Genomic DNA, 25780 nt, shown 5'->3' with positions numbered 1-25780 from the left:
ATGAGCGATATGGCCGCTCTTGCAAGCCATGTGCAGGCCGATGCGCTTGGCTTGGCTGCTCCGTTACTCGAAATCGACGATGTCACGGTGCAGTACAAAACCGATCAGTATCTGGTTACGGCTGCTCACCAGGTGAGCTTCAAGGTTTACCCGTCGGATCGCTATGTTTTGTTCGGGCCTTCAGGATGCGGGAAGTCGACGCTGCTCAAGGCGGTAGGCGGATACGTCCGGCCAACTCAGGGAACCATTCGTCTGAAGGGACGAGAGATTCTGGAGCCCGGGCCGGATCGGATGATGGTGTTCCAGGAGTTTGACCAACTGCTGCCCTGGAAGACAGTGCGTCAAAACATCGAATTTGCGCTCGAAGCCAGCGGGCGGCTGAAAGGGCCGCAGGTGGTCGAGCGGGCGGCGCATTACCTCGACAAGGTGGGGCTGAGCGCTTTCCAGGATAGTTACCCTCACATGCTTTCGGGCGGGATGAAGCAGCGGGTCTCCATTGCTCGCGGCATGGCGATGGAACCGGACGTGCTGCTCATGGATGAGCCGTTCGCCGCGTTGGACGTGCAGGCGCGCCGAAAAATGCAGGACGAGTTGCTGCGCCTCTGGGATGACACGCATTTCACCGTGATGTTCGTGACGCACTCCATCGAAGAAGCCATCAGGATCGGAACGAGGATTTTGCTCCTGTCGCCGCATCCAGGGCAGGTCAAGGCCGAACTCAACAGTGTTCCCCGCGATGATGAGCAGGCGGAAAGCCGGGCAAGGCTCGAAGCCCGCATTAATGAAATGTTGTTTACCTTCGAAGACGCTGCAACATGAACGCGCAATTCGTGACTCGCCCCGAGATCATGCGGGATACCGTTCGTGGCGAAATTTCCGAGATCCAGCGGCCGTTATCGGCCTTCGAGAGCGTCTATCGCATCAGTTGGCTGCGCAAGCTGGCTCTGCTGCTGGGGTGCGTGCTGACATGGGAAATCTATGCGCGCTGGTTGAGCAATCCGCTGCTATTTCCGACGTTTTCCGACACGCTGTCCAGCTTCTTTTTCGGCATTGCGAGTGGCGCCTTGCTCAGTAGTGCCGCGATTTCGCTGCGGACCCTGATTGCCGGTTATTGCATTGGCATCGTATTGGCGATGTTGTTGACATCGATCGCCTTCAGCACAAAGCTTGGCGCGGATTTTCTGGAAACGCTCGCCTCAATGTTCAACCCCCTGCCCGCGATCGCACTTCTGCCGCTGGCGCTGCTCTGGTTTGGCCTGGGGGAGAGCAGCCTGATATTCGTCACAGTGCATTCCGTGCTGTGGTCGGTGGCCCTGAATATGCATAGCGGCTTTCGAGCCGTATCGCCTGTCATGCGCATGGTTGGACGCAACTATGGCCTGAAAGGATTCGTGCTGGTGCGCCGAATTCTGATTCCCGCAGCCTTCCCGAGTATTTTGGCGGGCCTGAAAATCGGCTGGGCGTTCGCGTGGCGAACCATGATTGCCGCCGAACTGGTGTTTGGGACATCGTCGGGCCGGGGCGGATTGGGTTGGTATATTTTCAAGAATCGCAATCAGTTGGAGACGGCCAATGTCTTCTCGGGTCTGTTCTTCGTGATCGTGATCGGTCTTCTCGTCGAGAACGTGGTATTTGCCGGTATTGAAAAACGAACGATCCGGCGTTGGGGCACGCAGATCTGACATCGTATCGGATAGTTGCGAGGCAACCTGCCCGACGAGCGGGTGCCCATTGAAAACTAAAATGAGACAGGAGTAGACGTGGATCGTAGATCTTTTCTGGCCGCGGCTCTGGGCGGCGCGTTCGGAGGCGTGCTGTCGTTGCCGCAGCATGCTTTTGGCGAGACTTCGACCGTCCGGATTTCCCACGGATACGGAATTCTGTATTTGCCGCTCATGGTGATGCGGGACCAGCAACTGCTGGAGAAGCAGGCCAAGGCGGACGGCCTGGGCGATATCAAGGTCAGTTGGATCGATATAGATGGCGGCAATGTCATCAACGATGCGATGCTTGCCGGCAGTCTGGACATCGCCGGTACAGGCGCGCCCGGGTTCATTACCCTGTGGTCCAAAGCGCGCGGCATTCCCCGTTCCGAAATCATCGGGCTGGGGGCGCTGAGCACCTCGGCCCTGTGGATGAATACCACCGACCCGAAGATCACATCACTGGCGGACTTCACGTCCAGGGACAAGATTGCGCTCCCGGGAGTGAAGACTTCTCTGTCGGCCGTTGTGCTGGAGATGGCGGTTGCCAAGGTGTTCGGGATCCAGAACTACGCGAAGCTCGATCCCCTGACTGTCGGGCTGTCACACCCCGATGCGATGGCCGCGTTGCTGTCGGGCAAGACCGATATCACGGCCCATTTCACCTCGCCCCCGTTCTCTTATCAGGAGCTGGAGGATCCCCGGGTTCACCGGGTGTTCAGCTCCGCGGAAATCCTGGGCAACATCACTCTGGATGTCGTCTATTCGCTCAAGCAGTTTGTCGACCGGAATCCGCAGCTCATTCGGGCGTTCATGACGGCACAGAATCAGGCCAACGCCTATATCGCAGCCAACCGCGTGGGCGCCGCCGAGACGTTCTTGCGCATTTCAAAGATCGACACGCCGAAGTCGCTGGTCGAAAAAATTCTGGCCGATCCGGATACGCGGTTTTCCACAACGCCCAACGGCGTCATGAAGTATGTGGATTTCATGTCGAGGGCGGGACTCATCAACAACTTTCCCAGGAAATGGACGGATATGTTCGTCAGCGAACTTTCCCACCGAACGGGCAGCTAGAGCATCAATCATCCACTCATGATCAGCATGCGCATCTTCCAATTCACATCACGTGGTACCGATTTATGAAATACGACAGAGAGACCCCGAACCAGGAAGCCATCGTCGAGTTCCGAAACGTACGCAAACGCTTTGGAGGGATTGAGGTACTGAAAGATATCAATCTATCCGTCAGTCGGGGTGAGGTGGTCGTGATTATCGGTCCTTCGGGAGCGGGCAAATCCACCTTGTGCCGAACCATCAACAGATTGGAGATCATCGACGAAGGATCGATATTCGTCGATGGAAAACCTCAGCCGGTCGAGGGCAAGGAACTTTACAGGTTTCGCGCCGGGGTCGGCATGGTCTTTCAGTCCTTCAATCTGTTCTCGCACAAGTCGATTCTGGATAACGTGACCCTGGCGCCACGCAAGATTCTCGGACAGAACAAAGCCGAGGCCCAGGCGAATGCGTATCGGCTGCTGGACATGGTTGGAATCCGCTCGAAGGCGGATTTCATGCCGGCGCAACTGTCCGGAGGGCAACGCCAGCGCGCGGCAATCGCCCGCGCCCTGGCAATGGATCCCAAGGTCATTCTCTTTGACGAACCGACTTCGGCGCTGGATCCCGAGTCGACCCGGGAAGTTTTGACAACCATGCAGCAACTGGCGGAGCAGGGAACCACCATGATCGTCGTCACACACGAAATGTCATTCGCCAGGTCATGCGCCGATCGGGTGGTTTTCATGGCGGACGGAGCGATCGTGGAAACGGCGGATCCGGAGACTTTCTTCAATGCGCCGCAGAGCGAACGTGCCCGCAGCTTCGTTGCTTCAGTGCGCTGAAATTTTTCTATATCGGTGGCATGCCGGTACCCAGCTCTTTGAACGAAGGGCCTATAAAAACGGAGTGTTAGACATGAAATTTATGAAACGATCGAAAACCCTCGCCTCGCTCGCCGCTGCCGCGGCGGTTGTCCTGGGTGTCGGCGCTAGCGCCATTGGTGCAGAGAATGCCGGCGGCAGCGCGTCGTCCGCAGTCGTGACCTATCCGCCCGGGACGACGATGGCCAAGATACAGAAGCGCGGCAAGTTGATCGTGGGAGTGAAGGTCGACTTCCCGTTGTTTGGCCTGAGAAATCCGGTGACCGGAGAGCTGGAAGGCATGGATATCCAGCTCGCCCACGGAATCGCCAAGGATTTGCTGGGCAATGCCAGTGATGTCCAGTTCGTGGAGGTCAACAGCGGTAACCGTGAGGTATTCCTGCAGCAGCACAAGGTGGACATCGTGATCGCGACCTATCCGCCCAATCCGAAGCGCGAGGAAGCCGTGGATTTCGCCGGGCCCTATCTCATGAGCCCGATCGGCACCATGGTGAACAAAGACAACACCAGCATCAAAGCCGTGTCGGATCTCAATGGCAAAAATATCTGCGTGACCAAGGGATCAGGCTCGGAAACCTTCGTGCCGCTGAATGCGCCCCAGGCAAAGCTGATGGTGTTTGGCACGATGACCCAATGCATGGAGGCGCTTGCGCAAAGGCGTGTGGACGGCGTGACGACGACTCAGAGCATTCTGTTGGGGCAGATGAGCCAAAATCCTGGGAAGTTCAAGCTCGTTCCGACAGAGCTGCTGAATTCGAAGGGAGAGAAAGCCTCGGATAACGATTCCATCGGGCTGCCGAAGGGTGACAAGGCACTTCATGATTACCTTGATTCGTATCTGAGGAAGATCGCTGCCAACGGCCAATGGAAAAAAATGTACGACAGCACGTTGGGCACGGTGATGCCGGGTGACGTAGCGCCGCCTCCCATCCTGTACTAAGGAAATCCACGGTCATTGGGTCAATTTATGTCGGTTCTATTTGTTCACTCAGGTGAATTCGCATGGGGTATCGAGTTTACGCTGGGACTCGTGGCGCTGGGCTGGATCGGCGCCATGGTCCTGGGTACCGTACTGGTGATCATGCACGTGAGCCCCATTCGCACCGTGCGGGTGGTGGCCGCGGGCTATATCGTGGTTTTTCGCAATATTCCCATCCCGGTTCAGATGGTGTTGTTCATATTCGGACTCCCGCTGCTTGGCATTGTCTTCCCGTTGTTTACTTCGGCTGCGATCGTGCTCGTTACGTATCACGCAGCATTCGTTTGCGAGACGCTCAGGTCCGGCATGAACGCGGTGGCAGTGGGCGAACTGGAAGCAAGCCGCTCGTTGGGGTTCGGTCCGTTTGGCACGATACGCCATCTCGTTCTTCCGCAAGCTTTTGCCGCGGTCGTTCAACCGTTGGGTAACGTATTGATCCTGCTCGTCAAGAACAGTTCGGTGGCCGCAATCGTCGGGGTCGCCGAATTGACTTTCGTTGCGGACAAGATCGCAATCGAGGAGGTTCAGGCATTCGCGGTACTTGGCGGCGCAGCCGTTGCCTATGTCGTCGTGTGCCTCGTGCTCAAGCGCTTCGTGGCGTTTCTGGAATACGGAGTGGTTTTCAGCAAATGAATACAACAACGCTATTATTCGAGGTCCCCGGTCCTCGGGGCAGACGCCGCAATCGCCTGTTCGAGATGGTTTCGTGGACGATTCTTGCTGGTGTCACGTATATCGTCATGCGCACATTGGACAAGAATGGCGCGTTCGACGCGGCCGCATGGAGTCCATTCGGCCAGTGGGGTGTCTGGCGGCAACTGGGCCTCGGTCTGCTGAACAATGTGCGAGCGGCGGTCGTGGGTATGCTGCTGTCCATGATCTTGGGATGTTTCCTGGGGTGGGGGCTTTTATCGAAGCGAAAATTGGTTCGATATCCCTGCCGTGTGTTCACGGACGTATTCAATGGCATTCCGGTGCTGCTGCTGCTGTTCTTCACCTCTCTGGCCCTTCCCTCGTGGGGATTGTCTCTTCCGGATTTCTGGTTTCTGGTCATCACGCTGTCGCTCTACAGCACCGCCGTGGTCGGCGACCTGGTGCGCGCCGGTGTCCAGGCCTTGCCCCGTGGCGAGTCGGAAGCCGCAGCCGCACTCGGGTTTTCCGGTTTCCAGAGCATGTGGCTGATTCTTCTGCCGCAAGCACTGCGCATGATGAGTCCGGCGCTCGTGAGTCAGATGGTGATTGTTTTCAAGGGCACGACATTGGCGTTCGTTCTTGGCGGTTATTTCGACCTGCTTCGCGCGGCGACGGTGCTCGGTGCATATTACAGCCGCTCGCTGCTGCAGGCCCAAGGGATCGCCGCGATTGCATTTATGCTGATAAACATTGCGCTGTCGCAATTGGCGTCGGCAATCGATCGAAGAGAAAAGCAGCGATATGGGGTGCAAGCCGTCACCCTGGAAGGTAACGTGCTCCAGGCAAGCGCTGATTGATGTCCTGCCCGTGTCGGTCGAAGGCGATGTCGGAAAGTCGCGGCATATCCTGAGTATCGCCGCTGCCACAGGTCTGATGTGCCTGTCAGCGACGTCGCGAGCGCAATGCGGATGTCGGAATTGGACATATCAATCACGCCAGCGCAGGTGGTCCGCGAACGCGACGCACGGCGCACGCTACGACGCCGGGTGTGACAGTGAGGTGCCCGGCGCGCAACTCGCCGCGGCAGCCGGTACAGCGGCGCGCAAGGCGATTGAACCGTCGACTATCCCTCGAAGTAGCGCAGCCCCAGTGCGCCTTTGACTTCCGAGAGCGTCTGCGCGGCCGCCTCGCGCGCGCGCATCGTGCCGCGCCGCAGGATGCCCAGCACCTCGGCCCGATCCCGCGCAAACTCGGCGCGTCGCTCGCGAATCGGTGCGATCAGCGCTTGCAGCCGCTCGTCGAGCATGCGCTTGAGGGCGGTGTCGCCCAGCCCGCCCCGGCGGTAGTGCGCCTTGAGTTCGGCGACTTTCGCGGTGTCTGGCTCGAACGCGTCGAGAAACGCGAACACCACATTGCCCTCGACCTGCCCGGGGTCGTTCACGCGCAGGTGGTTCGGGTCGGTATACATTGCGTTGACCGCCCGGGTGATTTCGTCGGGCGTGGCGCCCAGCGTGATCGCGTTGCCGAGCGACTTGCTCATCTTGGCGCGGCCGTCGACGCCGGGCAGCCGCGCGACTTGCGAGAGCACGGCCTCGCACTCGACCAGCACCGGCTGACCGACCGTATGATTGAAGCGGCGCACCAGTTCGTTGGTTTGCTCGATCATCGGCAACTGGTCATCGCCGACCGGCACATGGGTCGCCTTGAACGCGGTGATATCGGCCGCCTGACTGACCGGATAGGTCAGAAAGCCGGCCGGGATATCGCGCTCGAAGCCGCGCAGACGCATTTCCTCCTTGATGGTCGGATTGCGCTCCAGGCGGGCCACCGTCACCAGGTTCAACAGATACTGGAACAGCTCGGCCAGCTCCGGCACCTGCGACTGAACGACGATCGTCGACAGGGCCGGATCGATCCCGACCGCGAGATAGTCGAGCGCGACCTCGAGCACATTCCCGGTGACTTTCTGGTGGCGCCCGACATTGTCGGTCATGGCTTGCGTATCGGCCAGCAGCAGGAATTGGCGGGCCTCATGCTGAAGCGCGACACGCGCGCGCAGCGAGCCGGCGTAATGGCCGAGATGAAGCGGGCCGGTGGTCCGGTCGCCGGTCAGGATAATGGGTCGTGGTGTCGATGTCATGGCTGAAATGCTCCGGTTGATGACACCGCCAGCCACGCGCATGCAGAAACGAAAATGCCGCCAGGACTGGCGGCATCGTGCTTTCGATAGATGTGAACGAACAGGCCGCCGAATTCAGGCGCGCCACCAACGATGCAGATCGAGCGTGGTTGGTTTGTTGTCCATGGGGTGAGTATAGCGCGGTATCCTGGCGCACTGGTGCGCGCTCCATTCTCGTTGGCACGCCACTCGCCCGCATGTTGCGAAAACCGCACATTGGCGAGCCATCAAAGCACGTCCCCCGATTGCTCGAGTTCGACAGCGTGCTGTATTTCACGCAGCAGACTCAGCAGATGGGGTGCCAGATGCTCGGCGACCAGTTGCGGCGCCTCGCCGCTGGACGTGCTCACGTTGAGCGCGTAGGTCGCGCCGAAGGCGCGCAACGGGGTGGCCACCGCGACGACTTCCGGTTGCCAGGAGACCGCGCAATACCTTCGAATCGCGACTTGCTGGATCGACGCCTTGATAGCCAGGGCAATTTGCGGCCACTGCGTACCCCGTTTGCGCTTGAAGAAAGCGAAGAGCGTTTTGCGCTCGGATTCCGGCAGGGTCGCCAGATACGCGCGCCCCAGCGAGGTGAGCTCCATCGGCACGCGCTGTCCGGACACCACGTTACGCAGGGCCACCCGCCGGCTATAGCGTATCGATTCCAGATAAACCATCTCGTCGCGATCCGGCGCCGCCAGGCCGACGTTGATTCGCTGGCTCTCGGCCAGCGCCCGCATCATGGGTGCGGCGATCTTCAACAGGCTCGAACCGGATTTCATCGCATGCGCCAGGCTCAGCACCGCCGGCGCCAGACGGAACGCACGGGCCGCGCGGTCCGACTGCAGATAACCGGCGGCGACGAGCGTTTGCGTCAACCGGGTCACCGTCGAACGCGACAGTCCGGTGCGCTCGGCCAGCTCGCCATTGCCGAGTACTTCGGAGCCTGGGCGAAATGCCCTGAGGATCTCTATGCCACGCTCGAGTGAACGATTGACGGGAGACCGGCCGGGCTTTTCGATGAATGTCGACGGCATGTGGATAGGGTCCTGGCGCCCGAAAAGAAATTCCATTTATTGAAACATTATTGCCGGCCTGGCGATAGCCATGATGCCCGCGACGTCGCTCGTCGCCAGCGAGCGATTCCGCGTGGCACACGATAGCCATGTTGCGCTGCAATCCCTTGTGACAAGTACGGTCCGGGACGAAGTCAACGCTGCACGATGGCTTTTCGGCGGCGTTTCCGAACCCGGGGCGAAACACAAAGATAGCCGATTTACGGGGCTTTGCCGGCTTTATTTTCAAAGAGTGGAAATGACTTGTTTGGCGAAAACCACCTTCGCCCTAGACTGGCAGTGCCCTGTTCGACTACCCAATGGGCCCATCTTCCGGAACTCCGCGGGTTCGTGGTGCGGAAGGTTCAATAACATTCAAGGAGACAGACATGTTCGCTGCGCTTCGCGTGCCACTGGCGCGATTCTGTGCCATCGCCCTCTTTTCCGCCGTCACCGGCGGCACCGCCATGGCGGCGTTTCCGGACCAGCCGGTTCATATCGTGGTGCCGTTTTCGCCAGGCGGCGGCACCGATCTCGTGTCGCGCGCACTGGGCGTGGGCATGTCGCATGTGCTCGGCCAGCCGGTGGTGGTCGACAACCGTCCCGGCGCGGGCACGATCATCGGCGCCACGCAGGTCGCTCATAGCAAGCCGGACGGCTACACGCTGGTAATGCATACCTTCGCGTTCGTCGTCAATCCGAGCCTGCATCGCAACCTGCCGTACTCGACCGACAAGGGCTTCGCCGCGATCTCGCTGATCGCACGCGGGCCCAACGTGCTGGTCGTGCCGGCCAACAGCCCATTCAAGTCGGTCAAGGACATCATCGATGCCGCCAAAGCCAACCCCGGCAAAGTGACGTTTGCGACGCAGGGAATCGGGACGTCCGCCGATCTCGCGGGCGAGCTGCTCGATAACCTGGCCAAGATCAAGATGACCCAAGTGCCGTTCAAGGGCGCGGGTCCGGCGTTGACCGACGTCCTGGGCGGGCAGGTGCAAATCATGTTCGGCACGGCGGCGGCCGTCTCCAACCTCGTCAAGTCGGGAAAGCTGCGCGCGCTGGCCGTGACCGGCCCTGAGCCGTCTCCCGCATTCCCGGGCGTGCCGACTATCGGCCAAACGGTTCCAGGCTACTCGCTGGAGAGCTGGTACGGATTGTTCGCCCCGGCCGGCACGCCGCCGGCGGTGATCGAAAAATTGCACGCCGCAGTGGTGCAGGCGGCGCACACGCCCGAGTTCGCCGAGAGAATCAAGCATGAAGGCTTGAACATTACGGCAACCGGCCCGCAAGCACTCGACACTTTCGTGCACGCTCAGGAAAAGCTCTGGCAGAAAGTGGTGGTCGAGAACCACATCGAAGTCAACTGAGGTCCGTCGGCCGTGGAGCACCCAATGAATTATGAATTGATCGATTACCGGTGCGAATCGTCGATCGCCACCATCACGTTCAACCGCGCGGAAAAGCGCAACGCGATGAGCGACGAGATGCGCAGCGAATTCATCGATGCGCTCGAAGCCGTTGCCGCGGATAAATCGATTCGCGCGCTCGTGCTGACCGGCGCCGGCAAGGCTTTCTGTGCCGGCGGCGACATCGCCGGCATGCAACGGCGCATGAGCGCGCCAGCCGGGGAGGTCGCTTTCAACGGTTGGCACCGGCAGCAGCGCGTGCATCGCGTGCAGGCCCTGCTGCACACCATGCCCAAGCCGACCATTGCGGCGGTCAACGGCGCGGCATCGGGCCTGGGTGCCGATACGGCGCTCGCGTGCGATTTCGTCATCGCCAGCGAGTATGCGAGTTTTGCGTGGTCGTACGTGCTTCGCGGCATCATTCCCGATGGCGGCGGGATGTATTTCCTGCCCCGTCGGGTCGGCCTTGCCAAGGCCAAGGCGTTGATTTTCACGGGGCGCAAGGTGCCTTGCGGCGAAGCGCTCGAGCTGGGCATCGTCGATCGCGTGAGTGCCGCGGCGACACTGCTGGCCGATGCCCAGGCGTGGGCCGCCGAGCTGAGCACGGCCTCGCCCACCGCCCTGGCGCTGGCCAAGGGCATCGTCAATCAGTCTTACGAATCCACCGCGCAGCAGATCTTCGCGCAAGGCAGCCAGGCGCAGGGCATTTGCTACACGAGTACCGAACATCACGATGCGGTGCGAGCGTTTCTCGACAAAACCGCAACGAAGGAATAAAAGTCATATGGATGCGATTTGCCGTTTGCTCAAACCACGCAGCGTGGCCATCATCGGCGCGTCGGCCGATGCCGGCAAGACGGCGGGGCGACCCGTTTCCTATCTGGTCAAGCATCGCTTTGCCGGCGATATCTACCCGGTCAATCCGAAGGTCGACCGGATCGGCGATCTGACCTGCTATCCGGGCGTCGACGCGCTGCCTGCCGTGCCGGACGTCGGGCTGGTGCTGCTGGGACCCGAGCGCGCGACGCAGGCGGTGCGCGAGCTGGCCCGTCGTGGCACTGCCGCGGCCATCGTGCTGGCCAGCGGCTACGCGGAGTCCGGTGGCGATGGCGCACGGCGCCAGCAGGAACTGCTGGAGGCGGCCGGGCCAATGCGGATTCTCGGGCCCAATACGATCGGCCTGGTGAATCTGACCGATAACATCGTCCTGTCCGCCAGCGGTGCGCTGGAAATGGATCATCTCGCGGCGGGTTCGATCGGCGTGGTCTCGCAAAGCGGCGGAATTCTCGGCGCCTATCTGTCGCGCGCGGCTGCCCGGGGTATCGGCCTGTCGAAGCTCATCTCGACGAGCAACGAGGCCGACCTGGAGCTGGCGGATTTTGTCGATCGGTTGGTCGACGACGAGGCGACGAAGGTCATCGCACTCTACGTCGAGGCCGTGCGCAACCCCGCCAAGTTTCGTGAGGCGGCTCTACGGGCCGCCCGTGCGGGCAAACCCATCGTTGCCTTCAAGATTGGCCGTTCCGAGGCGGGCGCGCAGGCCGCGGTCTCGCATACGGGGGCGCTGGCCGGGGCGGACCGCATGTACGACGCACTGTTCAAGCAGGTCGGGATCGTCCGCGCCGGCAGCTTCGACGATCTGCTCGATGTCGCGGCGACGCTCGTGACGCAGCGCGCATTGCGTGGCAAGCGGGTGGCGATCCTGACCTCCACCGGGGGCGCTGGCACACTGGTGTCCGATGCTCTGGGCGTGGCCGGATTCCAGACGCCGGCGCCGGATGAACTCACCGCGCAGGGATTGCGCGCGCTGCAAAGCGGCGAGCATACCGTGCTGGACAGAAACCCGATCGATGTGACGCTGGCAGGGCTTCGCCCCGATTTGCTGCGTGGCGCGATCAGAACGCTGTTGCAGAGCGACAGCTACGACGCATTGATCAGCATCATCGGGTCGTCGGCGCTGGCCATGCCCGAGCTGGTGGTCGGAGCGATTCAGGATTGTCTGGATGCGTCCGGCAAGCCGGTGCTGGCCTATGTCAGCCCCCATGCGCCGCACATCCAGGCATTGCTCAACAGCCGAGGCGTTCCCGCATTCACGACCGCCGAAGGCTGCGTTGCCGCCCTCGATGCGCTTTGCCGCGTGGCGGGCTGGAGCGAACCGCGCGACGAGCCGACGGGGCCCGCGGTACGGGTCGACGCATCGACCGAGGGTGCGCTGGACGAAGCGCAGGCCAAGGCGTTGTTTGCCGGATTCGGTATTTTGGCGCCGCGCGAGGCGATCGTCTCGGATGCACGCGAAGCCGTCGCCGCGGCCCGCACCATGGGCGGGCGCATCGCCCTGAAGGTGCTGGCCTCGCAGACCTCGCACAAGAGCGACGTCGGGGGCGTGGCCCTGAATCTGAGCGCCGATGACATTCCCGACCGCATGGCGTCGATGTCGGATGAGGTCTCGCGACGGGCGGGCTTTCGGCCAACGCGCTTTCTGGTGCAGGAGATGGTGTCGGGCGGCACGGAGCTCATTCTCGGCATGCACCGTGATTCCCTCGGTACGGCAATTCTGCTGGGGGCCGGCGGGACCGAGGCGGAGCTTTGGCAGGACACCACGATGCGGCTTTTGTCGCCGGCCGGCGGCATCGGCCGCGAGCAGGCGTACGCAATGGTTCGCGAGCTCAAGAGCTGGCCGCTTCTGGATGGCTTCCGTGGCAGCGCAAAGGCCGACGTCGACGCGCTGGTCGACGCGATCGTCGGATTCTCCCGCATGGTGGCGCAGTTGGGCGAGCGGCTGCTCGAAGCGGAAATCAATCCGGTGATCGTGCTTGCCGAGGGCCAAGGCGTGCGCGCGGTGGACGGCATCGCCGTGCTGGCGTCCTGATCGGGCGCGGCGGCCGGATTCAATAGCGCGCGCATCGTCTCGAAACCCGTCATGAATTCCAACGAGCCAACCCACACTTCGACGATCGGCCTCACGCCGGGCATGCCTGCCCGCCATAGCGGGCTGCGGCCGGCCGAACGCGTGCTGGAGGATTTACTGGGAAGCGAGGGCGTATTGGCGCACCCGTTGCTCGCCGATCTGCAGCGCAAGGCGCGCATCGATTGGGTCGACATCGGGGGCAGGACGATGGCCTGGCGCCGCTTCGGCGATGGTCCGCCGCTGGTGCTGATTCATGGCGGGCACGGTTGCTGGCTGCATTGGGCGCGCAACATCGAGGCCCTGGCGCAACGGTTCACGGTGTTGCTGCCGGACCTGCCGGGTTTTGGCGACTCGGATAGTCTTGCCGAACCGACGTTCGAAAACCTCGTCGAGGCAACTGCCGCCGCACTCGACGTCCTGATCGGAGCGCACACGCCATTCGCGCTGGCCGGCTTCTCGTTTGGCGGGCTTGTCGCCGCCGGTTTGGCGGCACGGTGGCCATCGGTCTCGCGCTTGCTGCTTATCGGCCCCGCGGGTCACGGCGGCGCAAGACGCGAACGGGCGCGCCTGCAGGACTGGCGCATCCCGCTCGAGCAGGGCGATGCGAGCGGGTTTGTCGAGTGCATGCGCCACAACCTGTGGGCGCACATGCTCTACGACGCGCAACAGATCGATGCGTTGGCATTGAACATTCATATTCAGAGTTGTGCCGCGACGCGCTTTCACAGCAAGCAGATTTCGCGCTCCGCCCGGTTGGCCGACGAGATGAGCCGGATTGCGTGCGACGTCTTCCTGATATGGGGCGAGCATGACGTCACGGTGTGCCTGCCGGATATCGGCGGTATTTTTTCGAACCCAAGCGTGCGCGCCACGCAGATTGTTCGGGACAGCGGGCACTGGGTGCAATTCGAGTGTGCCGAGCTAATCAACCGGCAAGTGCTGGCGTGGCTGGGCGCGCCATCGACGGGGCTCGCAAGAGGGTAATGCCATGTATGTGACCGAAATTCTGGCCGGGTACGCTGCGCGGTTTGCGCAGACCTCACCGCCCGAGGCGATCCTCCATCACGCCAAGCGCGCGGTGGTCGACTGGTATGCCTCGGCCTTTCCGGGGCTTTGCCTGGCCCCGATCCCCATGCTCGAGACAGTGTTGGCCGACGGCTTGGACCGTGGCCGCGCCGAGCTGCTCGGTGGCCGGTCCGCCACGCCCCGGGCGGCGGCCATGATCAATGGCGCGGCGGCTCACGCGGCGGAAGTCGACGACAGTTTTCGCGACGCGATGTATCACCCCGGCGCGGCGACCATCGCGGCCGCGCTTGCCGCGGCGCAGGAGGTCGGCGCAAGCGGGCAGCGCTTTCTGCAAGGCGTGATCGTCGGCTATGAAACCTCCACGCGCATCGGGGTGGCGCTTGGCCGCTCGCATTATCGGTATTGGCATAACAGCGGCACCGTCGGCACGCTGGGTGCGGCCATGGCTGCCGGCGCCATTCTGGGGCTCGACGAGGCCGGTTACGTCAATGCGCTGGCGACCGCGGCGACGTTCGCAGCGGGGCTTCAGCAGGCATTTCGCATGGATTCGATGTCCAAGCCGCTGCATACGGGCCGCGCGGCGGAAGCCGGCCTGCTTGCCGCGCAACTTGCCCGGCAAGGCGTCACCGGCAGCCGGGACGTGTTCGACGGGGCGTCGGGATTGGGGCGAGCCATGAGCGAAGCAGCCGACTGGACGCAGATCGGCGCGAGTCTGGGGCGCGAGTTCAACATCGCCCGATTGACGGTGAAGAATCACGTCGGCTGCGGGCATACCTTTGCCGCCGTCGACGGCGCTTTGGCGCTGCGGCAGGCACACCGCATCGCGGCGCAAGAGATTGCCGGCGTCCAGGTCCAGACCTATCGGCCGGCACTGGAAATCGCCTGTCATGACGAACCGAAAACGCCGAACGAAGCGCGTTTCAGCCTGAAATACGTCGTCGCGTCGGCGCTGACGCACGGCAGTTTGCGCTTGCTCGCCTACACGCCGCAGCGGCTGGAGGATGCAGCGACGCGGGCGTTGATGAAGCGCATCTGCGTTGCGGTCGATCCTGAACTGGATGCCGCTTTTCCCGGCGCACGCGCCGCGCGAATCACGATCGTCATGCGCGACGGCACCCGCCACACGCATTTGCAGCCGCACCGCAAGGGCGATCGGGAGTTGCCGCTTGGCGACGGTGAATTGAACGACAAATTTGTGGAACTGGCGTCGCCGGTCATCGGCGAGTCGCATGCGCACGGGTTGCTCGCCGAACTATGGCGGCTCGACACCAGGCATGACGTCTACGGCCTGCTGCGGCGAGCCCGGGACGGCACCGCATGAGGCGCCGCGACGCGATGCCGGGGTGAGCGCCAGATATTAAAAATGAGGGGACAACGCATGAAAGTTTCGAATTTTGGGAAAAGGGATTTCTGGGCGGGAACGCTGTTCGTGCTGATCGGCGCGGGCGTGTATTTGCGCAGCAGAAGTTATGGGATCGGCTCATTGAGCCAGATGGGCTCGGGGTTCTTTCCGGCTGCGCTCGGGGTGCTGATGGCCATCGTCGGATTGCTAATCGCCGCGACTTCGCGGGAGGCGGCGGTGCTCGTCAAGCCGTCGGGCAAGGCGCTGCGCGGGGCCGGCCTGGTGCTGCTGTCGGTGGTCGCGTTCGTGGTCGTCGCGCCGCATCTGGGCCTGCTCCCGGCGACTTTCGTCTCGGTGGTCGTCGCCGCCTTCGCGGACAGCAAAAACAGCGCGAGAGATGTGTTCCTGATGGCCGCGGTATTGACCGTCTTCTGCTTTCTCGTCTTCAGCTGGGGGCTGCACATACAGCTCCCGGCGCTCAGCTGGGAGTAGCATCATGCATCAGACCATCGTGGATCTCATGTATGGGTTCGGCGTGGCGTTGCAGCCGGCACATCTGATCTGGGCCATCGTCGGCGTGCTGCTGGGCAATCTGATCGGCGTGCTGCCCGGCATGGGGCCGATCACAGCCATTTCGATGCTGCTGCCGCTGACTTATTTCATGGCTTCGGTGCCGGCCATCATCATGCTCGCGGGGATCTTCTACGGCTCGCAATACGGCGGGGCGATCGGTGCGATCCTGCTGAATTTGCCGAGCCATCCGCCGCATGCGGTGACCTGTATCGACGGCTATCCGTTGACCCGCATGGGCAAGGGCGGCGCGGCGCTGGGGGTGGCCATGCTGTCGTCGTTCTTCGCGGCGACGGTCGGCATTCTGGTCATGATCTTTCTGTCGCCGCTGCTGGTGAGCGTCGCATTCAAGTTCGGGCCGGCGGAAATCGCCTCGATCATGGTGCTCGGACTGATCGCCGGCTCGACGATGTCACGCGGCACGCCGCTCAAGGGCATCGCCATGACCCTGTTCGGCTTGTTTTGCGGCACCATCGGCACCGATCTGATCACCGGGCCGTTTCGCTTCACCTTCGGGATGGCCTCGCTTTATGACGGCGTGGAACTCGGCGCCATCTGCATGGGCGTATTCGCCATTGCCGATTTTTTGATGCATGTGAATCGCGAGAAGATCGTCACCATCAAGGCGAAGGTGCGCATGCGCGACATGCGTCCGTCGCGTGCCGATTTGCGCAAGGCGTTCTGGCCAATGGTGCGAGGAACCCTGGTCGGGGTGGCTTTTGGCGGCATGCCGGGCACCGGTTCGACCATCACGACCTTCATCGCCTATGCGCTCGAGCGAAAGATCGCCAAGGACCCGGAAAAATTCGGCAAGGGAGCGATCGAGGGCGTGGCCAGCCCCGAGGCCGCCTCGCATTCGAAGACGCAGGTCGATTTCATTCCCACCATGACCCTGGGCATTCCGGGCGACGCCGTCATGGCGCTGATTCTCGGCGCCCTGATCCTCAAGGGAATTCAGCCGGGACCGCTGTTGATCACCGAGCATCGCGATATTTTCTGGGGGCTCATCGCCAGCTTCTGGATCGGCAACGTCATGCTGATGATTCTGAACGTTCCGCTGATCGGGGTTTGGGTCAAGATGCTGCAGGTGCCTTACCGCGTACTGTTCCCGGCCGCCGTGTTTTTCGTCTGCATCGGCGTCTTCAGCATGCGCAACAACTTGTTCGACGTCGGCTCCGTCGCGGTGTTCGGGGTGGCCGGCGCATTGTTCATGGCACTCGATTTTCCGGTCGCGCCGATTCTGCTCGGTTTCGTGCTGGGCCCCATGCTCGAGAGCAACTTCCGGCGCGCCTTGTTGCTGTCACATGGTGATCTGGGCGTGTTCTGGAGCCACCCGATCTGCGCGGTCGTACTCTCGATCGCCGGCATCATCCTCAGCTGGCAAGTCGGCTCCTACATCCTGTGGGGCTCCAATTCGATGTTCATGCGGCTCAGAGCGCGGGGGCAATACCGGCGCGCCGAGTAAGACGCCCGCTCGCCGGAGCCTGCCATGCATCGACGCCCGGCAAGCCGGGCGTGACCGCCAATCAGCGAAAGCGCGCCAGCGACGGATTCGTGATCGGTTGCTCCGGCAAATTCAGTATGCCCGGCAACGCGCTCAGATGCGGCAGGCCATCGAGACTGGCCCAGCGTCCGTCGCCGGTTTTATAAATGATGGCCGGCGTGCCGTCGAAGCCGAACGACGTGAACAGTTTGGCGTTGCCGTCGAGCTTGGCCTTCGCCGCCGCCGGTACCTTCGCCAGTGGCGCGATGCCGCCCGATTCCTTTTCCTCCGAGAATTTCGTCTCGAGTTCATGCAGCAGTGCCGGGCCGTTGGCAGCCTGCAGCAACGCCGCGGCCTTGCCGGCGGAGTCCGGTTTCAGAAAACCCATGGGGATCCAGTGCACCTGCAAACCGGCCGCCTCATAGGGCTGGAGAGCTTCCCAGGTGTAATGGCAGAAGATGCAATTGGGATCCATGAAGACGTAAATCGTCGATTTGACGTGAGTGCCCGAGGCGCCCTCGACGATCGCCGGGGCGTGTTCGAAGGAAGCGGCGGCCGAGGCGGGCATGTAATGCGGGGGTGGCTGCGTCGCGGCGACGGCCAGGCAGGACAGCGCGGCGGTTGTGGCGATAGCGGTGACAGCGGCAAGCTTCAGAAATCTCAACATAAACGGCTCCGATTCAGCGTGAACAGCACTCTACCACCGTGCGCGACGATCGATTCGGATCCGCTCCAGCCCTGGCTTGCGCACCCATGCCGCGGCGACACCCGCTACCACGGCAGGCGCTGGCCGTCGTAGGCCCAGAAGCTGCCGGTCTCGTGAGCGGGCAAGCCGTCGAGCACCCGCAGCAGTTCACCGGCCGCCTGCGCAGCCGGCCGCTTGTTGCGCGCCATCTGGAAAGGCGCCGATAGCGGCGAGTCGACGGTGCCGGGGTGAAGCGCGGCCACCACCAACTGCGGGTGCGTGCGCGCCAGCTCGATGGCCGCCGTCTTGAGCATCATGTTCAGCGCGGCCTTGGAGGCGCGATAACCGTACCAGCCGCCCAGGCGATTGTCGGTGATGCTGCCGACCTTGGCCGACAGCACGCCGACCAGGCTGCGTTCGTGCCGCGCGAGCAGCGGCGCGAAATGCGCCAGCGCCACGGCCGGGCCGAGGGTGTTGATCGCGAAGCTGGCCGTCAACTGAGCATAGCTGAGCTGGCCCAGCCGCTTTTCCGGCAAGCCATGCGCGCCGTGCAGCATGCCGGTGGCAATGATCAGCAAATGCAGCGGCCCCTGCTCGCGCAATTGGGCAGCCGCATTTCCGATGCTCGCTTCGTCTTCGAAATCCACCGGCGGTGTGCCATGCCGGCTGAGCGTCAGCACCTGGGCGCAGCGCGCATCACGCTGGAGGTGGGCGACCATCGCCGCGCCGATCGCGCCGGATGCGCCGATGACCAGCGCGCGATAGTTCGGTGGCAGAGAGTGCATCGTGTCCATGGCGTGAGTCGTCATCGAGAGGTTCATAGGTCGCCCAGGCGCGAGCGAATCCCGGCAGCCTGCGCGCGCAGTGCATCGCGCTGCTCGTCGGGCATTTTCTGCAGTTGCCGGTACACCATGCCAAGGCGCGGGTTACGGCCCAGCGCAGCGGTGTGGCGCGCGAAAAAGTCCCAGTACAGCGCATTGAACGGGCACGCCTGCGCGCCGAGCTTCTGCTTGTGGTCGTAGGCGCAGCCCTCGCAGTAATCGCTCATGCGATGGATATACGCGCCGCTGCTGACATACGGCTTGGTGGCGATCAGGCCGCCGTCGGCCCATTGGCTCATGCCCAGGGTATTGGGCAGCTCCACCCATTCGAAGGCGTCGATGTACACGCCCAGATACCAGCGGTGCACCGCTTGCGGATCCAGGCCGGCGAGCAGCGCGAAATTGCCGATCACCATCAGGCGCTGAATATGATGGGCATGGGCCGTTTGCAGCGACTGGCCGATCGCCTGTTGCAGGCAGCGCATGCGCGTCTTGCCGCTCCAGAACCAGTCGGGCAACGGCGTGTGGTGGCCGAGCGCATTGCGCTGTTGGTATCCGGGCATCTGCGACCAATAGATGCCGCGCACGTACTCGCGCCAGCCGATGATTTGGCGGATGAATCCCTCGGCCGCGGCCAGCGGCGCATCGCCGCTGCGGTAGGCTGCCTCGGCGCGCCTGGCCACTTCGAGCGGATCGAGCATTTTCACGTTCAGTGCGAACGACAGCAACGAGTGGAACAGGCGCTGGGCGCGGCTGCTCATCGCGTCCTCGAAATCGCCGAAGTGGCGCAGCGTGGTCTGCATGAAAGCCTCCATGCACATCAGCGCCTCGTCGCGACTGACCGGCCAGCGCACGTGCCCGGCCTGCGGCTCGCCGAAGCTGGCAACGCCGCAGCGCTGCAGCATCTCCCACAGTTCGCGGTGATCGTGCACCGGGCGTGCGTCGACCGGCTCGGCCGGCGTGCCGGGCCAAGGCTTGCGGTTGTCGTGATCGAAATTCCACTGCCCGCCTTCGGGCTGGCCCTGCGTGTCGAGCAACAGCGCAAAGCGCCGCCGCATGTGCCGATAGAAATGTTCCATCAGCCACTGCTTGCGCCCGGCGAACAGCTCGGCCATCTCGGTGCGCGTGGTCAGAAAATGCTCGCTGTCGACTTGCGCCGTCGTCAACGATTGCTGCGCCGCCCAGGCCTGCAACTGTTCGTCGAGCCGCCATTCGTCAGGGGCTTGCCACTCGACATGGCAGGCCTGGTAGTGCCGCGCCAGCGCGGCGAGGTTCTCCGTGATCGATTGGCGGTTGCTCGCATCGTCCAGCGCGATGTAGCGCACGCGGTGCCCGGCGGCGCGCAGCTGCCGGGCGAAGTCGCGCATCGCAGCAAAGATGGCCAGGATCTTTTGCGCGTGATGCAGCACGTAGTCGGTTTCCTGCCGTACCTCCATGAGCACGTAAATCACCAGCGGATCGACGGTTCGGAACCACGAGTGCCGGGGGTTCAGCTGGTCGCCGAGAATCAGGCGAAGAGTGTTGCCGGTGCGGCTCATGGCGCGCTCCATCGTTGCCGGTAGGTGCCCTGCGGGTCGTGCTCCGCAGCCTGCTTGTCGAGATTGAAGCGGCGTCCGCCGCGCGGGTCGTTGCCCCGGCCCGCGATATACAGCCAATTGCCCTGGTTGCTGTAGACGTCGTAATCGAGCAGCTGCGACTCGAACCAGGCGGCGCCGGCGCGCCAGTCGGCTCCCAGCTCGTGCACCAGATAGCTTGCGCTCACCTGGCGCAGCCGGTTGCTCATATAACCGGTCGCCGTCAACTCGCGCATCGCCGCATCGATCAGCGGCGCGCCGGTCGATGCCTGGCGCCAGCGCTCGAGGGCCCGCGCATCATGCAGATGGCTTTTCGGACGACATGGCGCCGCGCTCAGTCCGCGCTCGCGATACAGCTTCGCGCCATGCTGCAGATGCACGAAGCGAAAGTAATCGCGCCACAACAGCTCAAACCACAACCAGTAGCTGCCGTCGCTGGCCCCATGCGCGGCCTCGAACCGGCGCAGCTCGGCGACGATGCGCCGTACCGAGAGCGCCCCCGTGGCCAGCCAGGGCGACCATTTGCTGGAGAAGTCCAGGCCGCACAGCGCGTTGCGGGTTTGCTTGTAGGTGGCGGGCAGCCCGCGCGCCAGGTAGCGTGCCAGATGCGCGAGCCCGGCGGTCTCGCCGCCGTGCCACCCGGGAAGGCCGTAGGGAAACGATGCGCGCGCATCGGCCGGGCGAGCGGCGCCGGCCGGCGCCGCCACGCGCAGCGATGCAGGCGGCTCGAAGCCAGGCGGCCACGGCGGCAATGCCGTCGGCGGCGGCAACGGCGCGGGCGGCGCGAGCTCCAGCCGTTCCACCGCCTGCCGAAACGGCGTGAAGCTTGCCGGCAGCGCCTGCACCGGCCAGGGCAGGCTGGCCGGATCGAGCAGGGTGCTTTGCCAGACGGTGCGCACCGGCAGCCCGGCGGCGCGCAGCGCAGCGACTTCCGCCTGTTCCTGCGGCGCGGCGATTTCTTCGCACACTACGGCGCTGGCTCCCGCCGCGCGCGCCAATTGCGGCAGCGTGGTCGCGGGCGGCCCGGCGCATATCAGCAACGGACAATTCAGCCGTGTGAGTTGGTGCTCGAGGTCATGCAACGCATCGGCCAGCCAGCCGCGGCGATGCGGCCCCATGCGCGCGAAGCCCCACGGTGTGATTTCGTCCGGATCCGGCAGGCAAACCACGGGCAGCAGGTAGCGCGGCTCGCCGGCACACGCCGTGTGCAAGGCTGGCTGGTCATGCAGCCTGAGGTCATTGCGAAACCAGAACAGCACCGTGCTCATGTGTCGCTCCTGCCGCTGCCGGCGCGTTTGTGCTCATGGCGGCAGCGCTCGGAGCAGTACTTCACTTCGGTCCAGACGTTGCGCCACTTCTTGCGCCAGGCGAAGGGCAAGCCGCAGTGCTGGCAAAGCTTCTCGGGCAAGTGCGGTTTTTTATGCATGGTTAGAAGTCCAGACTTTGCTGCCTGGCTTCCGACCCGGTTGCTGCCGAACTCGAGCGCTGTGGCCGCCGGCCAGTGTCGCGCTGCAGGCGCGAGCCATGCTTTTCGACGATGCCCGCCTTGGCCGCGCGCACCTCCGGCCGAGCCCGCAGCGCGTGCACGCGCGCCTTGGCGATGCGCGTCGCGTTCTCCAGGTCGACCGGCGGCACGGGAATCTCCTCGCCCACGCGTACCCCGCAGCGCGCCTGCAAGTCGGCCGGCATCAGCCACGGTTGCCACAGCCACGCATCCGGCACCCGACGCATGGCCGGCAGCCAGCGGCGCACGAAATGCCCCTGCGGATCGTGGTCCCGCGCCTGCTTGATGGGGTTGTAGACGCGCGTTGTGTTGATACCGGTGGTGCCGGCCTGCATCTGCAATTGGCTCCAGTGAATGCCGGGCTCATAGTCGAGGAACTGGCGCGCCAGCCACAGGCCCACCGGCCGCCAATGCAGCCAGAGCGGATAGGCCGCCACCGACACCAGCATCGCCCGCATGCGGAAGTTGAGCCAGCCGGTCTCGCGCAGCATCGCCACGCAGGCGTCGACCATCGGCCAGCCGGTGCGTCCGGCCACCAGGGCTTCGAAGTGCGCGTCGTCCCATTCGTCCTCGCGCAAGCCGTCGTAACCCCGGTGCAGGTTCCGGTATTCCATTGACGGCTCGGATTCGAGTTTCTGGATGAAGTGGCAATGCCAGTGCAGCCGGCTCACGAACGCGGCCAACCCCTGCCGCTGCCAGCTCGCGCCGGGCGCCTCGCACGCCTCGAGCTGCCGCATGCGCTGCTCGGTGGCTTGCACCACCTCGCGCATGCCCAGGCAACCCAGGGCCAGATAGGGCGAGAGTCTGGAGCAGGCGGTGGCTGCCCCCAGCGGCGAGGAGATGCCGCCGCGGTAGCGCTGGCTGCGCTCTTGCAGAAACGCCTGCAATACCTGCAACGCGAGAGCGCGTCCGCCGCGCTGGCGGCGGGGCGGGTCGTGCTCGGCCAGCCCCAGCGCCTGCGGGTCGGGCCAGGGCTGCGCCGGCCACGGCAGCGCGCGGCCCTGCAGGCTGCCTGGGGCGGGCGCAGGCAGACAGGGCGCATGCATATGCGCCTGCCACCGCGCGTGCCAGACGTCGCGCGTGGGCAGGCGCCGCACCACGCCGTGTTGCGCCCACTCCTGCCACGTCACCCCATGCCGGACACACCAGTCGGCCACCGCCCGATCGCGTGCAAACGTGTGGCCGTTGCCGGTCTCCTCGTGCGACAGCAGGCGCTCGAACGGGCTGGCCGCATGCAGGCGTGCCAGCACCCCGGTGAGCTCGCCCACGGCGATCTGGAGTTCGGCGCCGCACTCCCGCAATTGCCGGTACAGATCGCGCAGGCTCTCCCGCAGAAAGAGGTAATGCTGCAACGCGCAGTCGGGCTGCGACCAGAGCGACGGCTCGACGACGTACAGGCAAAGCAGCGGGCCGCGCTGCGCGGCGTCGATCAGCGGCGCGTGGTCGTGCACCCGCAGGTCGCGCTTGAACCAGACGACCGAATAGCTCATGGGGCCGGCCTCGCAGTTCGGGTAGGCATGAGAGGTGCCGATGTCCGCTCAGCGCAGTCGTAAGCCTTCATGGCGCGCGAGGCTCTCCATGGCCGACTCGAACAGCACCCGGGCCGCGCCGGCAACCTGCTGCAGATACGCATGCAGTTCGGCATCCGCGTCGCTGCGGTTCACGCAACTCGCGCTGTACGCCTCGAAGCTCGACACCTGCATCAACAGTTCGGCGACATGACGCGGACATTCGCAGGCCAGCGTCGGCGGCAGGCCGGCGATGGCAGTCAGGGTGGCGTCGTCGTAGCGGCGTGGCGGCATCGCGACGTGAGGCTCGATGGGCGCACGCGCTTGCGCGGCACTGGCTGCCGATGGCGTTTGCATCGACGCCAGCCACGCGCCGAGCGCCTCGTCGCCGGCCGCCTCGCGCACCGCGACGACGCCCGCCTGTGCAAAGGCCTGCGTCGCCGCTCTGCCGGCAAAGCGATAGATCACCGCGACCCGAGGCATGCCCCAGGCGCGTCGGGCGGCCTGCAATTCGGCCGGCACGTCATCGTGCAATGCCGGCGCATGCCAGATCAGCAGGTCGGCGCTGCCCTGCGCGGCCTGTGCCGCTTGAGCCAGCGAGTCGAACGTGGCGACGACTCGCGCGGGCTTTGCCAGGCCTTGCGACACGGCTGGGCGCTGCAGGCGTGCGGCCAGCGCCGGGCCCACCACCACCATCCGCATCGCCGCCGACGGGCGCGCGGTGCCCTGCAATGAACCTGGCTGGTTGACGAGCTCCTGCAACTGCTTCGTGCTCAAGCCCGCAATGGCGCCGATGCCATGTCCCAGGTCGGTCAGTTGCCGCAGCAGGATCACGCGCTCGACGTCGGCGGGCCCATACAGGCGGTGCCCCGATGGCGCGGTAGCCGGCTGCACCGCCTGGTAGCGCTGCTCCCAGATGCGCAGCGTGGCCACCGGCATGCGCGCCAGGCGTGCCACGGTGCCGCTGCGAAATGTCGTTGCCGAGGATGCTCCCGGAGGTGCATCCGTCCTTGCCGCCGGCTCTCGCTTGGGTCGATTCATGGTAATGTTGAGTTGATTTTGAGTTATTTTACACAGATGAAGACAACAAAGTCGCGCTTATTGAGTTGTATGTGAATTCGATTTAATGGAATTTGCCATGCCAGAAGAAATTCCTTCGACGCGCCCCACGCTCTACTACGACGGGGCCTGCCCGGTCTGTTCGCGGGAAATTGCGATGTATCGCCGGCAGCCGGGCGCCGACGCGGTGCGGTGGGTCGACGTCACGTGTTGCCCGGCCGAGGCGCTCGGCCCTGGCCTGACGCGCGAAGCTGCGCTGGCCCGGCTGCATCTGCGCCGCGCCGACGGCAGCCTGGTCAGCGGCGCGGCGGCTTTCACGACGCTTTGGCTGAACTTGCCGCGCTGGGCGTGGCTCGGCCGCCTGCTTGGCACCGGGCCGGTGTTGTGGATACTCGAGCCCGGTTATCGCGTGTTTCTGAAGGTGCGGCGCGGCTGGCGTCGCGCCGCGTGAGTCTGGCGGCAGCCCGCTAGGTGACCCGTCGCGGCTCCGTGTATAGCGGCAACACGTCGTGCTCGATCATCGCGATGGCGCGGCTGGCCAGATGCGAGACCGGGTGCAGCGCGCTGGTGGCGACCACCAGCTGGCTGAACAGCGTCGGATGCGTGAGGCGCTCGACGGTGAACTGCCGCTTGAGCGGATCGCTGCTGGTGGCATTGAGCGGCAGCACCGCGTAGCCGTAGCCTTCGCTGACCAGGTCGAGAATCGACGATACCGCGTCGACCTCGAGGGCGATCGATAGCTTGACGCCCAGCTCCGCGGCCCGCGTCTCGACAATGTGCCGGATCGCGTGCATGCGCCCCGGGATCACCAGCGGGTACTGGCCGATGTCCTTGAGCTGCACGGCGCCCGGCGCGCGCCTGGCCGCTGTCCTGGCGGCCTCGCTGGAGCCGATCAGGAAGAGTTCTTCGGCGAACAGCCCGCGCTTGTCGATCATGGGGGTGTCGGCCGTGTCGTACATGACGGCCGCGTCGATACGGCCCATCATCAGCCACTCCACCAGATAGCTCGAGAGCGCCTCGTTGACGGTGATGGTGGCGGCCGGAAAGCTGGCACGAAAGCGTCGAATCATCTCGACCGTGGCGATCTTGGCCACGCTGGGCGTCAGGCCGATATTGAACTGGCCGCCCGGCGTGCCGCGCAGGCTCTCGAGATCGTCGGTGGCACGCTCGACCTGCTGCAGGATGCCCTGGGCGTGCGCGAGCAGCCGCTGCCCCGCTTCGGTCAGCGCGACCCCGCGCCCGTTGCGCACCAGCAGATGCTGATGCAGTTCCACTTCCAGTTGCCGTACCTGCCGGCTCAAGGCCGGCTGCGTGGTGTCCAGAATCGTCGCGGCACGGGTGAAGCTGCCTAGCTCGGCCACGTGCACGAAAGCCTGCAATTGCTTTAAATCCATCTCCAACCTCGCCCCAGCGTGCCGGC

25 protein-coding genes are annotated in these 25780 nt (G+C 64.0%); 15 read left to right on the top strand and 10 right to left on the bottom strand.

The features are described 5' to 3' along the window. From PATSB16_RS17705 to PATSB16_RS17675, 7 genes are all read left to right on the top strand, one after another. On the top strand, window positions 1–819 hold the full coding sequence (locus PATSB16_RS17705) for an ABC transporter ATP-binding protein (protein ID WP_047215363.1): 819 nt from the start codon (window positions 1–3) through the stop codon (window positions 817–819). Next, window positions 816–1682 carry an ABC transporter permease gene (locus PATSB16_RS17700; RefSeq protein WP_047215362.1) on the top strand — a complete coding sequence of 289 codons (867 nt, stop codon included), beginning with the start codon at window positions 816–818 and terminating at the stop codon, window positions 1680–1682. Before PATSB16_RS17705 ends, PATSB16_RS17700 begins: the two co-directional genes overlap by 4 nt. A gap of 78 nt (window positions 1683–1760) precedes the next feature. Beyond that, window positions 1761–2780 (top strand): ABC transporter substrate-binding protein, encoded by a 1020-nt coding sequence (locus PATSB16_RS17695; protein ID WP_047215360.1) that lies wholly within the window; start codon window positions 1761–1763, stop codon window positions 2778–2780. Between the two features lie 101 nt (window positions 2781–2881). After that, window positions 2882–3604, top strand: coding sequence for an amino acid ABC transporter ATP-binding protein (locus PATSB16_RS17690; protein WP_206093716.1), 723 nt, complete (start codon window positions 2882–2884; stop codon window positions 3602–3604). A gap of 73 nt (window positions 3605–3677) precedes the next feature. Then, the gene (locus tag PATSB16_RS17685; RefSeq protein WP_047215357.1) at window positions 3678–4583 is read left to right on the top strand and encodes a glutamate ABC transporter substrate-binding protein; all 906 of its coding nucleotides are present in this window, start codon (window positions 3678–3680) and stop codon (window positions 4581–4583) included. Window positions 4584–4610: 27 nt separating this feature from the next. Further along, window positions 4611–5255, top strand: coding sequence for an amino acid ABC transporter permease (locus tag PATSB16_RS17680; RefSeq protein WP_047215356.1), 645 nt, complete (start codon window positions 4611–4613; stop codon window positions 5253–5255). Continuing rightward, window positions 5252–6112: an amino acid ABC transporter permease gene (locus PATSB16_RS17675; protein ID WP_047215354.1), complete on the top strand. Its 861-nt coding sequence runs from the start codon at window positions 5252–5254 to the stop codon at window positions 6110–6112. Before PATSB16_RS17680 ends, PATSB16_RS17675 begins: the two co-directional genes overlap by 4 nt. 266 nt (window positions 6113–6378) lie before the next feature. Here PATSB16_RS17675 and trpS read toward each other — a convergent pair whose 3' ends face one another. Both trpS and PATSB16_RS17665 read right to left on the bottom strand, forming a co-directional pair. Continuing rightward, the gene (gene trpS, locus PATSB16_RS17670; protein ID WP_047215353.1) at window positions 6379–7395 is read right to left on the bottom strand and encodes a tryptophan--tRNA ligase; all 1017 of its coding nucleotides are present in this window, start codon (window positions 7393–7395) and stop codon (window positions 6379–6381) included. A gap of 266 nt (window positions 7396–7661) precedes the next feature. Then, complete coding sequence (locus PATSB16_RS17665) at window positions 7662–8456, bottom strand: IclR family transcriptional regulator (RefSeq protein ID WP_047215352.1); 795 nt, start codon at window positions 8454–8456, stop codon at window positions 7662–7664. A 407-nt stretch (window positions 8457–8863) separates the two neighbouring features. Between PATSB16_RS17665 and PATSB16_RS17660 the strand changes: the two genes are divergently transcribed. Genes PATSB16_RS17660 through PATSB16_RS17630 form a run of 7 tightly spaced genes read left to right on the top strand, consistent with a single transcriptional unit; the run spans window position 8864 to window position 17191 of the window. After that, window positions 8864–9841, top strand: coding sequence for a Bug family tripartite tricarboxylate transporter substrate binding protein (locus PATSB16_RS17660; protein ID WP_052892740.1), 978 nt, complete (start codon window positions 8864–8866; stop codon window positions 9839–9841). Window positions 9842–9865: 24 nt separating this feature from the next. Further along, window positions 9866–10657 carry an enoyl-CoA hydratase/isomerase family protein gene (locus PATSB16_RS17655; RefSeq protein WP_047215350.1) on the top strand — a complete coding sequence of 264 codons (792 nt, stop codon included), beginning with the start codon at window positions 9866–9868 and terminating at the stop codon, window positions 10655–10657. A 7-nt stretch (window positions 10658–10664) separates the two neighbouring features. Beyond that, on the top strand, window positions 10665–12749 hold the full coding sequence (locus tag PATSB16_RS17650) for an acetate--CoA ligase family protein (protein ID WP_047215349.1): 2085 nt from the start codon (window positions 10665–10667) through the stop codon (window positions 12747–12749). Window positions 12750–12800: 51 nt separating this feature from the next. Then, complete coding sequence (locus PATSB16_RS17645; protein WP_052892739.1) at window positions 12801–13772, top strand: alpha/beta fold hydrolase; 972 nt, start codon at window positions 12801–12803, stop codon at window positions 13770–13772. A 4-nt stretch (window positions 13773–13776) separates the two neighbouring features. Continuing rightward, window positions 13777–15135: an MmgE/PrpD family protein gene (locus PATSB16_RS17640; protein ID WP_047215348.1), complete on the top strand. Its 1359-nt coding sequence runs from the start codon at window positions 13777–13779 to the stop codon at window positions 15133–15135. Window positions 15136–15192: 57 nt separating this feature from the next. Next, a complete protein-coding gene (locus PATSB16_RS17635; protein ID WP_047215347.1) occupies window positions 15193–15648 on the top strand; it encodes a tripartite tricarboxylate transporter TctB family protein in 456 nt (151 codons plus the stop codon). Between the two features lie 4 nt (window positions 15649–15652). Continuing rightward, complete coding sequence (locus PATSB16_RS17630; protein WP_072628680.1) at window positions 15653–17191, top strand: tripartite tricarboxylate transporter permease; 1539 nt, start codon at window positions 15653–15655, stop codon at window positions 17189–17191. 61 nt (window positions 17192–17252) lie between these two features. Here the strand turns inward: PATSB16_RS17630 and PATSB16_RS17625 are convergent, their stop codons facing one another. The 7 genes from PATSB16_RS17625 to PATSB16_RS17595 all read right to left on the bottom strand — a co-directional run bounded on the left by PATSB16_RS17625 (window position 17253) and on the right by PATSB16_RS17595 (window position 24342). Beyond that, a complete protein-coding gene (locus PATSB16_RS17625; protein ID WP_052892738.1) occupies window positions 17253–17876 on the bottom strand; it encodes a thioredoxin fold domain-containing protein in 624 nt (207 codons plus the stop codon). A gap of 104 nt (window positions 17877–17980) precedes the next feature. Beyond that, the gene (locus PATSB16_RS17620; RefSeq protein ID WP_237170257.1) at window positions 17981–18703 is read right to left on the bottom strand and encodes an SDR family NAD(P)-dependent oxidoreductase; all 723 of its coding nucleotides are present in this window, start codon (window positions 18701–18703) and stop codon (window positions 17981–17983) included. An 8-nt stretch (window positions 18704–18711) separates the two neighbouring features. Then, entirely contained in the window at window positions 18712–20253 is a 1542-nt protein-coding gene (locus PATSB16_RS17615; RefSeq protein WP_156884804.1) for a cryptochrome/photolyase family protein, read from the bottom strand. Then, window positions 20250–21557: a DASH family cryptochrome gene (locus tag PATSB16_RS17610; RefSeq protein WP_047215344.1), complete on the bottom strand. Its 1308-nt coding sequence runs from the start codon at window positions 21555–21557 to the stop codon at window positions 20250–20252. Before PATSB16_RS17610 ends, PATSB16_RS17615 begins: the two co-directional genes overlap by 4 nt. Further along, on the bottom strand, window positions 21554–21715 hold the full coding sequence (locus PATSB16_RS17605) for a DUF2256 domain-containing protein (protein WP_072628679.1): 162 nt from the start codon (window positions 21713–21715) through the stop codon (window positions 21554–21556). The genes PATSB16_RS17610 and PATSB16_RS17605 overlap by 4 nt, the downstream gene beginning before the upstream one ends. 2 nt (window positions 21716–21717) lie before the next feature. Further along, window positions 21718–23283: a cryptochrome/deoxyribodipyrimidine photo-lyase family protein gene (locus PATSB16_RS17600; protein ID WP_047215343.1), complete on the bottom strand. Its 1566-nt coding sequence runs from the start codon at window positions 23281–23283 to the stop codon at window positions 21718–21720. A 48-nt stretch (window positions 23284–23331) separates the two neighbouring features. Continuing rightward, window positions 23332–24342 (bottom strand): MerR family transcriptional regulator, encoded by a 1011-nt coding sequence (locus PATSB16_RS17595; RefSeq protein WP_083566832.1) that lies wholly within the window; start codon window positions 24340–24342, stop codon window positions 23332–23334. Window positions 24343–24439: 97 nt separating this feature from the next. Here PATSB16_RS17595 and PATSB16_RS17590 point away from each other — a divergent pair, with 97 nt between their 5' ends. Then, window positions 24440–24811, top strand: coding sequence for a thiol-disulfide oxidoreductase DCC family protein (locus PATSB16_RS17590; RefSeq protein WP_047216712.1), 372 nt, complete (start codon window positions 24440–24442; stop codon window positions 24809–24811). 16 nt (window positions 24812–24827) lie between these two features. Here the strand turns inward: PATSB16_RS17590 and PATSB16_RS17585 are convergent, their stop codons facing one another. Then, window positions 24828–25754 (bottom strand): LysR family transcriptional regulator, encoded by a 927-nt coding sequence (locus PATSB16_RS17585; RefSeq protein ID WP_047215342.1) that lies wholly within the window; start codon window positions 25752–25754, stop codon window positions 24828–24830. Between the last annotated feature and the right edge of the window lie 26 nt (window positions 25755–25780).

It is taken from the genome of Pandoraea thiooxydans (assembly GCF_001931675.1).
GTDB classification, from domain to species: Bacteria; Pseudomonadota; Gammaproteobacteria; order Burkholderiales; family Burkholderiaceae; genus Pandoraea; species Pandoraea thiooxydans.
This window is presented reverse-complemented; position numbering and strand designations above follow the sequence as displayed.

Excerpts from the sequence above, each read along its gene's own strand:
- PATSB16_RS17705 (WP_047215363.1), top strand. The coding sequence starts at position 1 with ATGAGCGATATGGCCGCTCTTGCAAGCCATGTGCAGGCCGATGCGCTT.
- PATSB16_RS17700 (WP_047215362.1), top strand. The coding sequence starts at position 816 with ATGAACGCGCAATTCGTGACTCGCCCCGAGATCATGCGGGATACCGTT.
- PATSB16_RS17685 (WP_047215357.1), top strand. The coding sequence starts at position 3,678 with ATGAAATTTATGAAACGATCGAAAACCCTCGCCTCGCTCGCCGCTGCC.
- PATSB16_RS17680 (WP_047215356.1), top strand. The coding sequence starts at position 4,611 with ATGTCGGTTCTATTTGTTCACTCAGGTGAATTCGCATGGGGTATCGAG.
- PATSB16_RS17675 (WP_047215354.1), top strand. The coding sequence starts at position 5,252 with ATGAATACAACAACGCTATTATTCGAGGTCCCCGGTCCTCGGGGCAGA.
- trpS (WP_047215353.1), bottom strand. The coding sequence starts at position 7,395 with ATGACATCGACACCACGACCCATTATCCTGACCGGCGACCGGACCACC.
- PATSB16_RS17665 (WP_047215352.1), bottom strand. The coding sequence starts at position 8,456 with ATGCCGTCGACATTCATCGAAAAGCCCGGCCGGTCTCCCGTCAATCGT.
- PATSB16_RS17660 (WP_052892740.1), top strand. The coding sequence starts at position 8,864 with ATGTTCGCTGCGCTTCGCGTGCCACTGGCGCGATTCTGTGCCATCGCC.
- PATSB16_RS17655 (WP_047215350.1), top strand. The coding sequence starts at position 9,866 with ATGAATTATGAATTGATCGATTACCGGTGCGAATCGTCGATCGCCACC.
- PATSB16_RS17650 (WP_047215349.1), top strand. The coding sequence starts at position 10,665 with ATGGATGCGATTTGCCGTTTGCTCAAACCACGCAGCGTGGCCATCATC.
- PATSB16_RS17645 (WP_052892739.1), top strand. The coding sequence starts at position 12,801 with ATGAATTCCAACGAGCCAACCCACACTTCGACGATCGGCCTCACGCCG.
- PATSB16_RS17640 (WP_047215348.1), top strand. The coding sequence starts at position 13,777 with ATGTATGTGACCGAAATTCTGGCCGGGTACGCTGCGCGGTTTGCGCAG.
- PATSB16_RS17635 (WP_047215347.1), top strand. The coding sequence starts at position 15,193 with ATGAAAGTTTCGAATTTTGGGAAAAGGGATTTCTGGGCGGGAACGCTG.
- PATSB16_RS17630 (WP_072628680.1), top strand. The coding sequence starts at position 15,653 with ATGCATCAGACCATCGTGGATCTCATGTATGGGTTCGGCGTGGCGTTG.
- PATSB16_RS17625 (WP_052892738.1), bottom strand. The coding sequence starts at position 17,876 with ATGTTGAGATTTCTGAAGCTTGCCGCTGTCACCGCTATCGCCACAACC.
- PATSB16_RS17620 (WP_237170257.1), bottom strand. The coding sequence starts at position 18,703 with ATGACGACTCACGCCATGGACACGATGCACTCTCTGCCACCGAACTAT.
- PATSB16_RS17615 (WP_156884804.1), bottom strand. The coding sequence starts at position 20,253 with ATGAGCCGCACCGGCAACACTCTTCGCCTGATTCTCGGCGACCAGCTG.
- PATSB16_RS17610 (WP_047215344.1), bottom strand. The coding sequence starts at position 21,557 with ATGAGCACGGTGCTGTTCTGGTTTCGCAATGACCTCAGGCTGCATGAC.
- PATSB16_RS17605 (WP_072628679.1), bottom strand. The coding sequence starts at position 21,715 with ATGCATAAAAAACCGCACTTGCCCGAGAAGCTTTGCCAGCACTGCGGC.
- PATSB16_RS17600 (WP_047215343.1), bottom strand. The coding sequence starts at position 23,283 with ATGAGCTATTCGGTCGTCTGGTTCAAGCGCGACCTGCGGGTGCACGAC.
- PATSB16_RS17595 (WP_083566832.1), bottom strand. The coding sequence starts at position 24,342 with ATGAATCGACCCAAGCGAGAGCCGGCGGCAAGGACGGATGCACCTCCG.
- PATSB16_RS17590 (WP_047216712.1), top strand. The coding sequence starts at position 24,440 with ATGCCAGAAGAAATTCCTTCGACGCGCCCCACGCTCTACTACGACGGG.
- PATSB16_RS17585 (WP_047215342.1), bottom strand. The coding sequence starts at position 25,754 with ATGGATTTAAAGCAATTGCAGGCTTTCGTGCACGTGGCCGAGCTAGGC.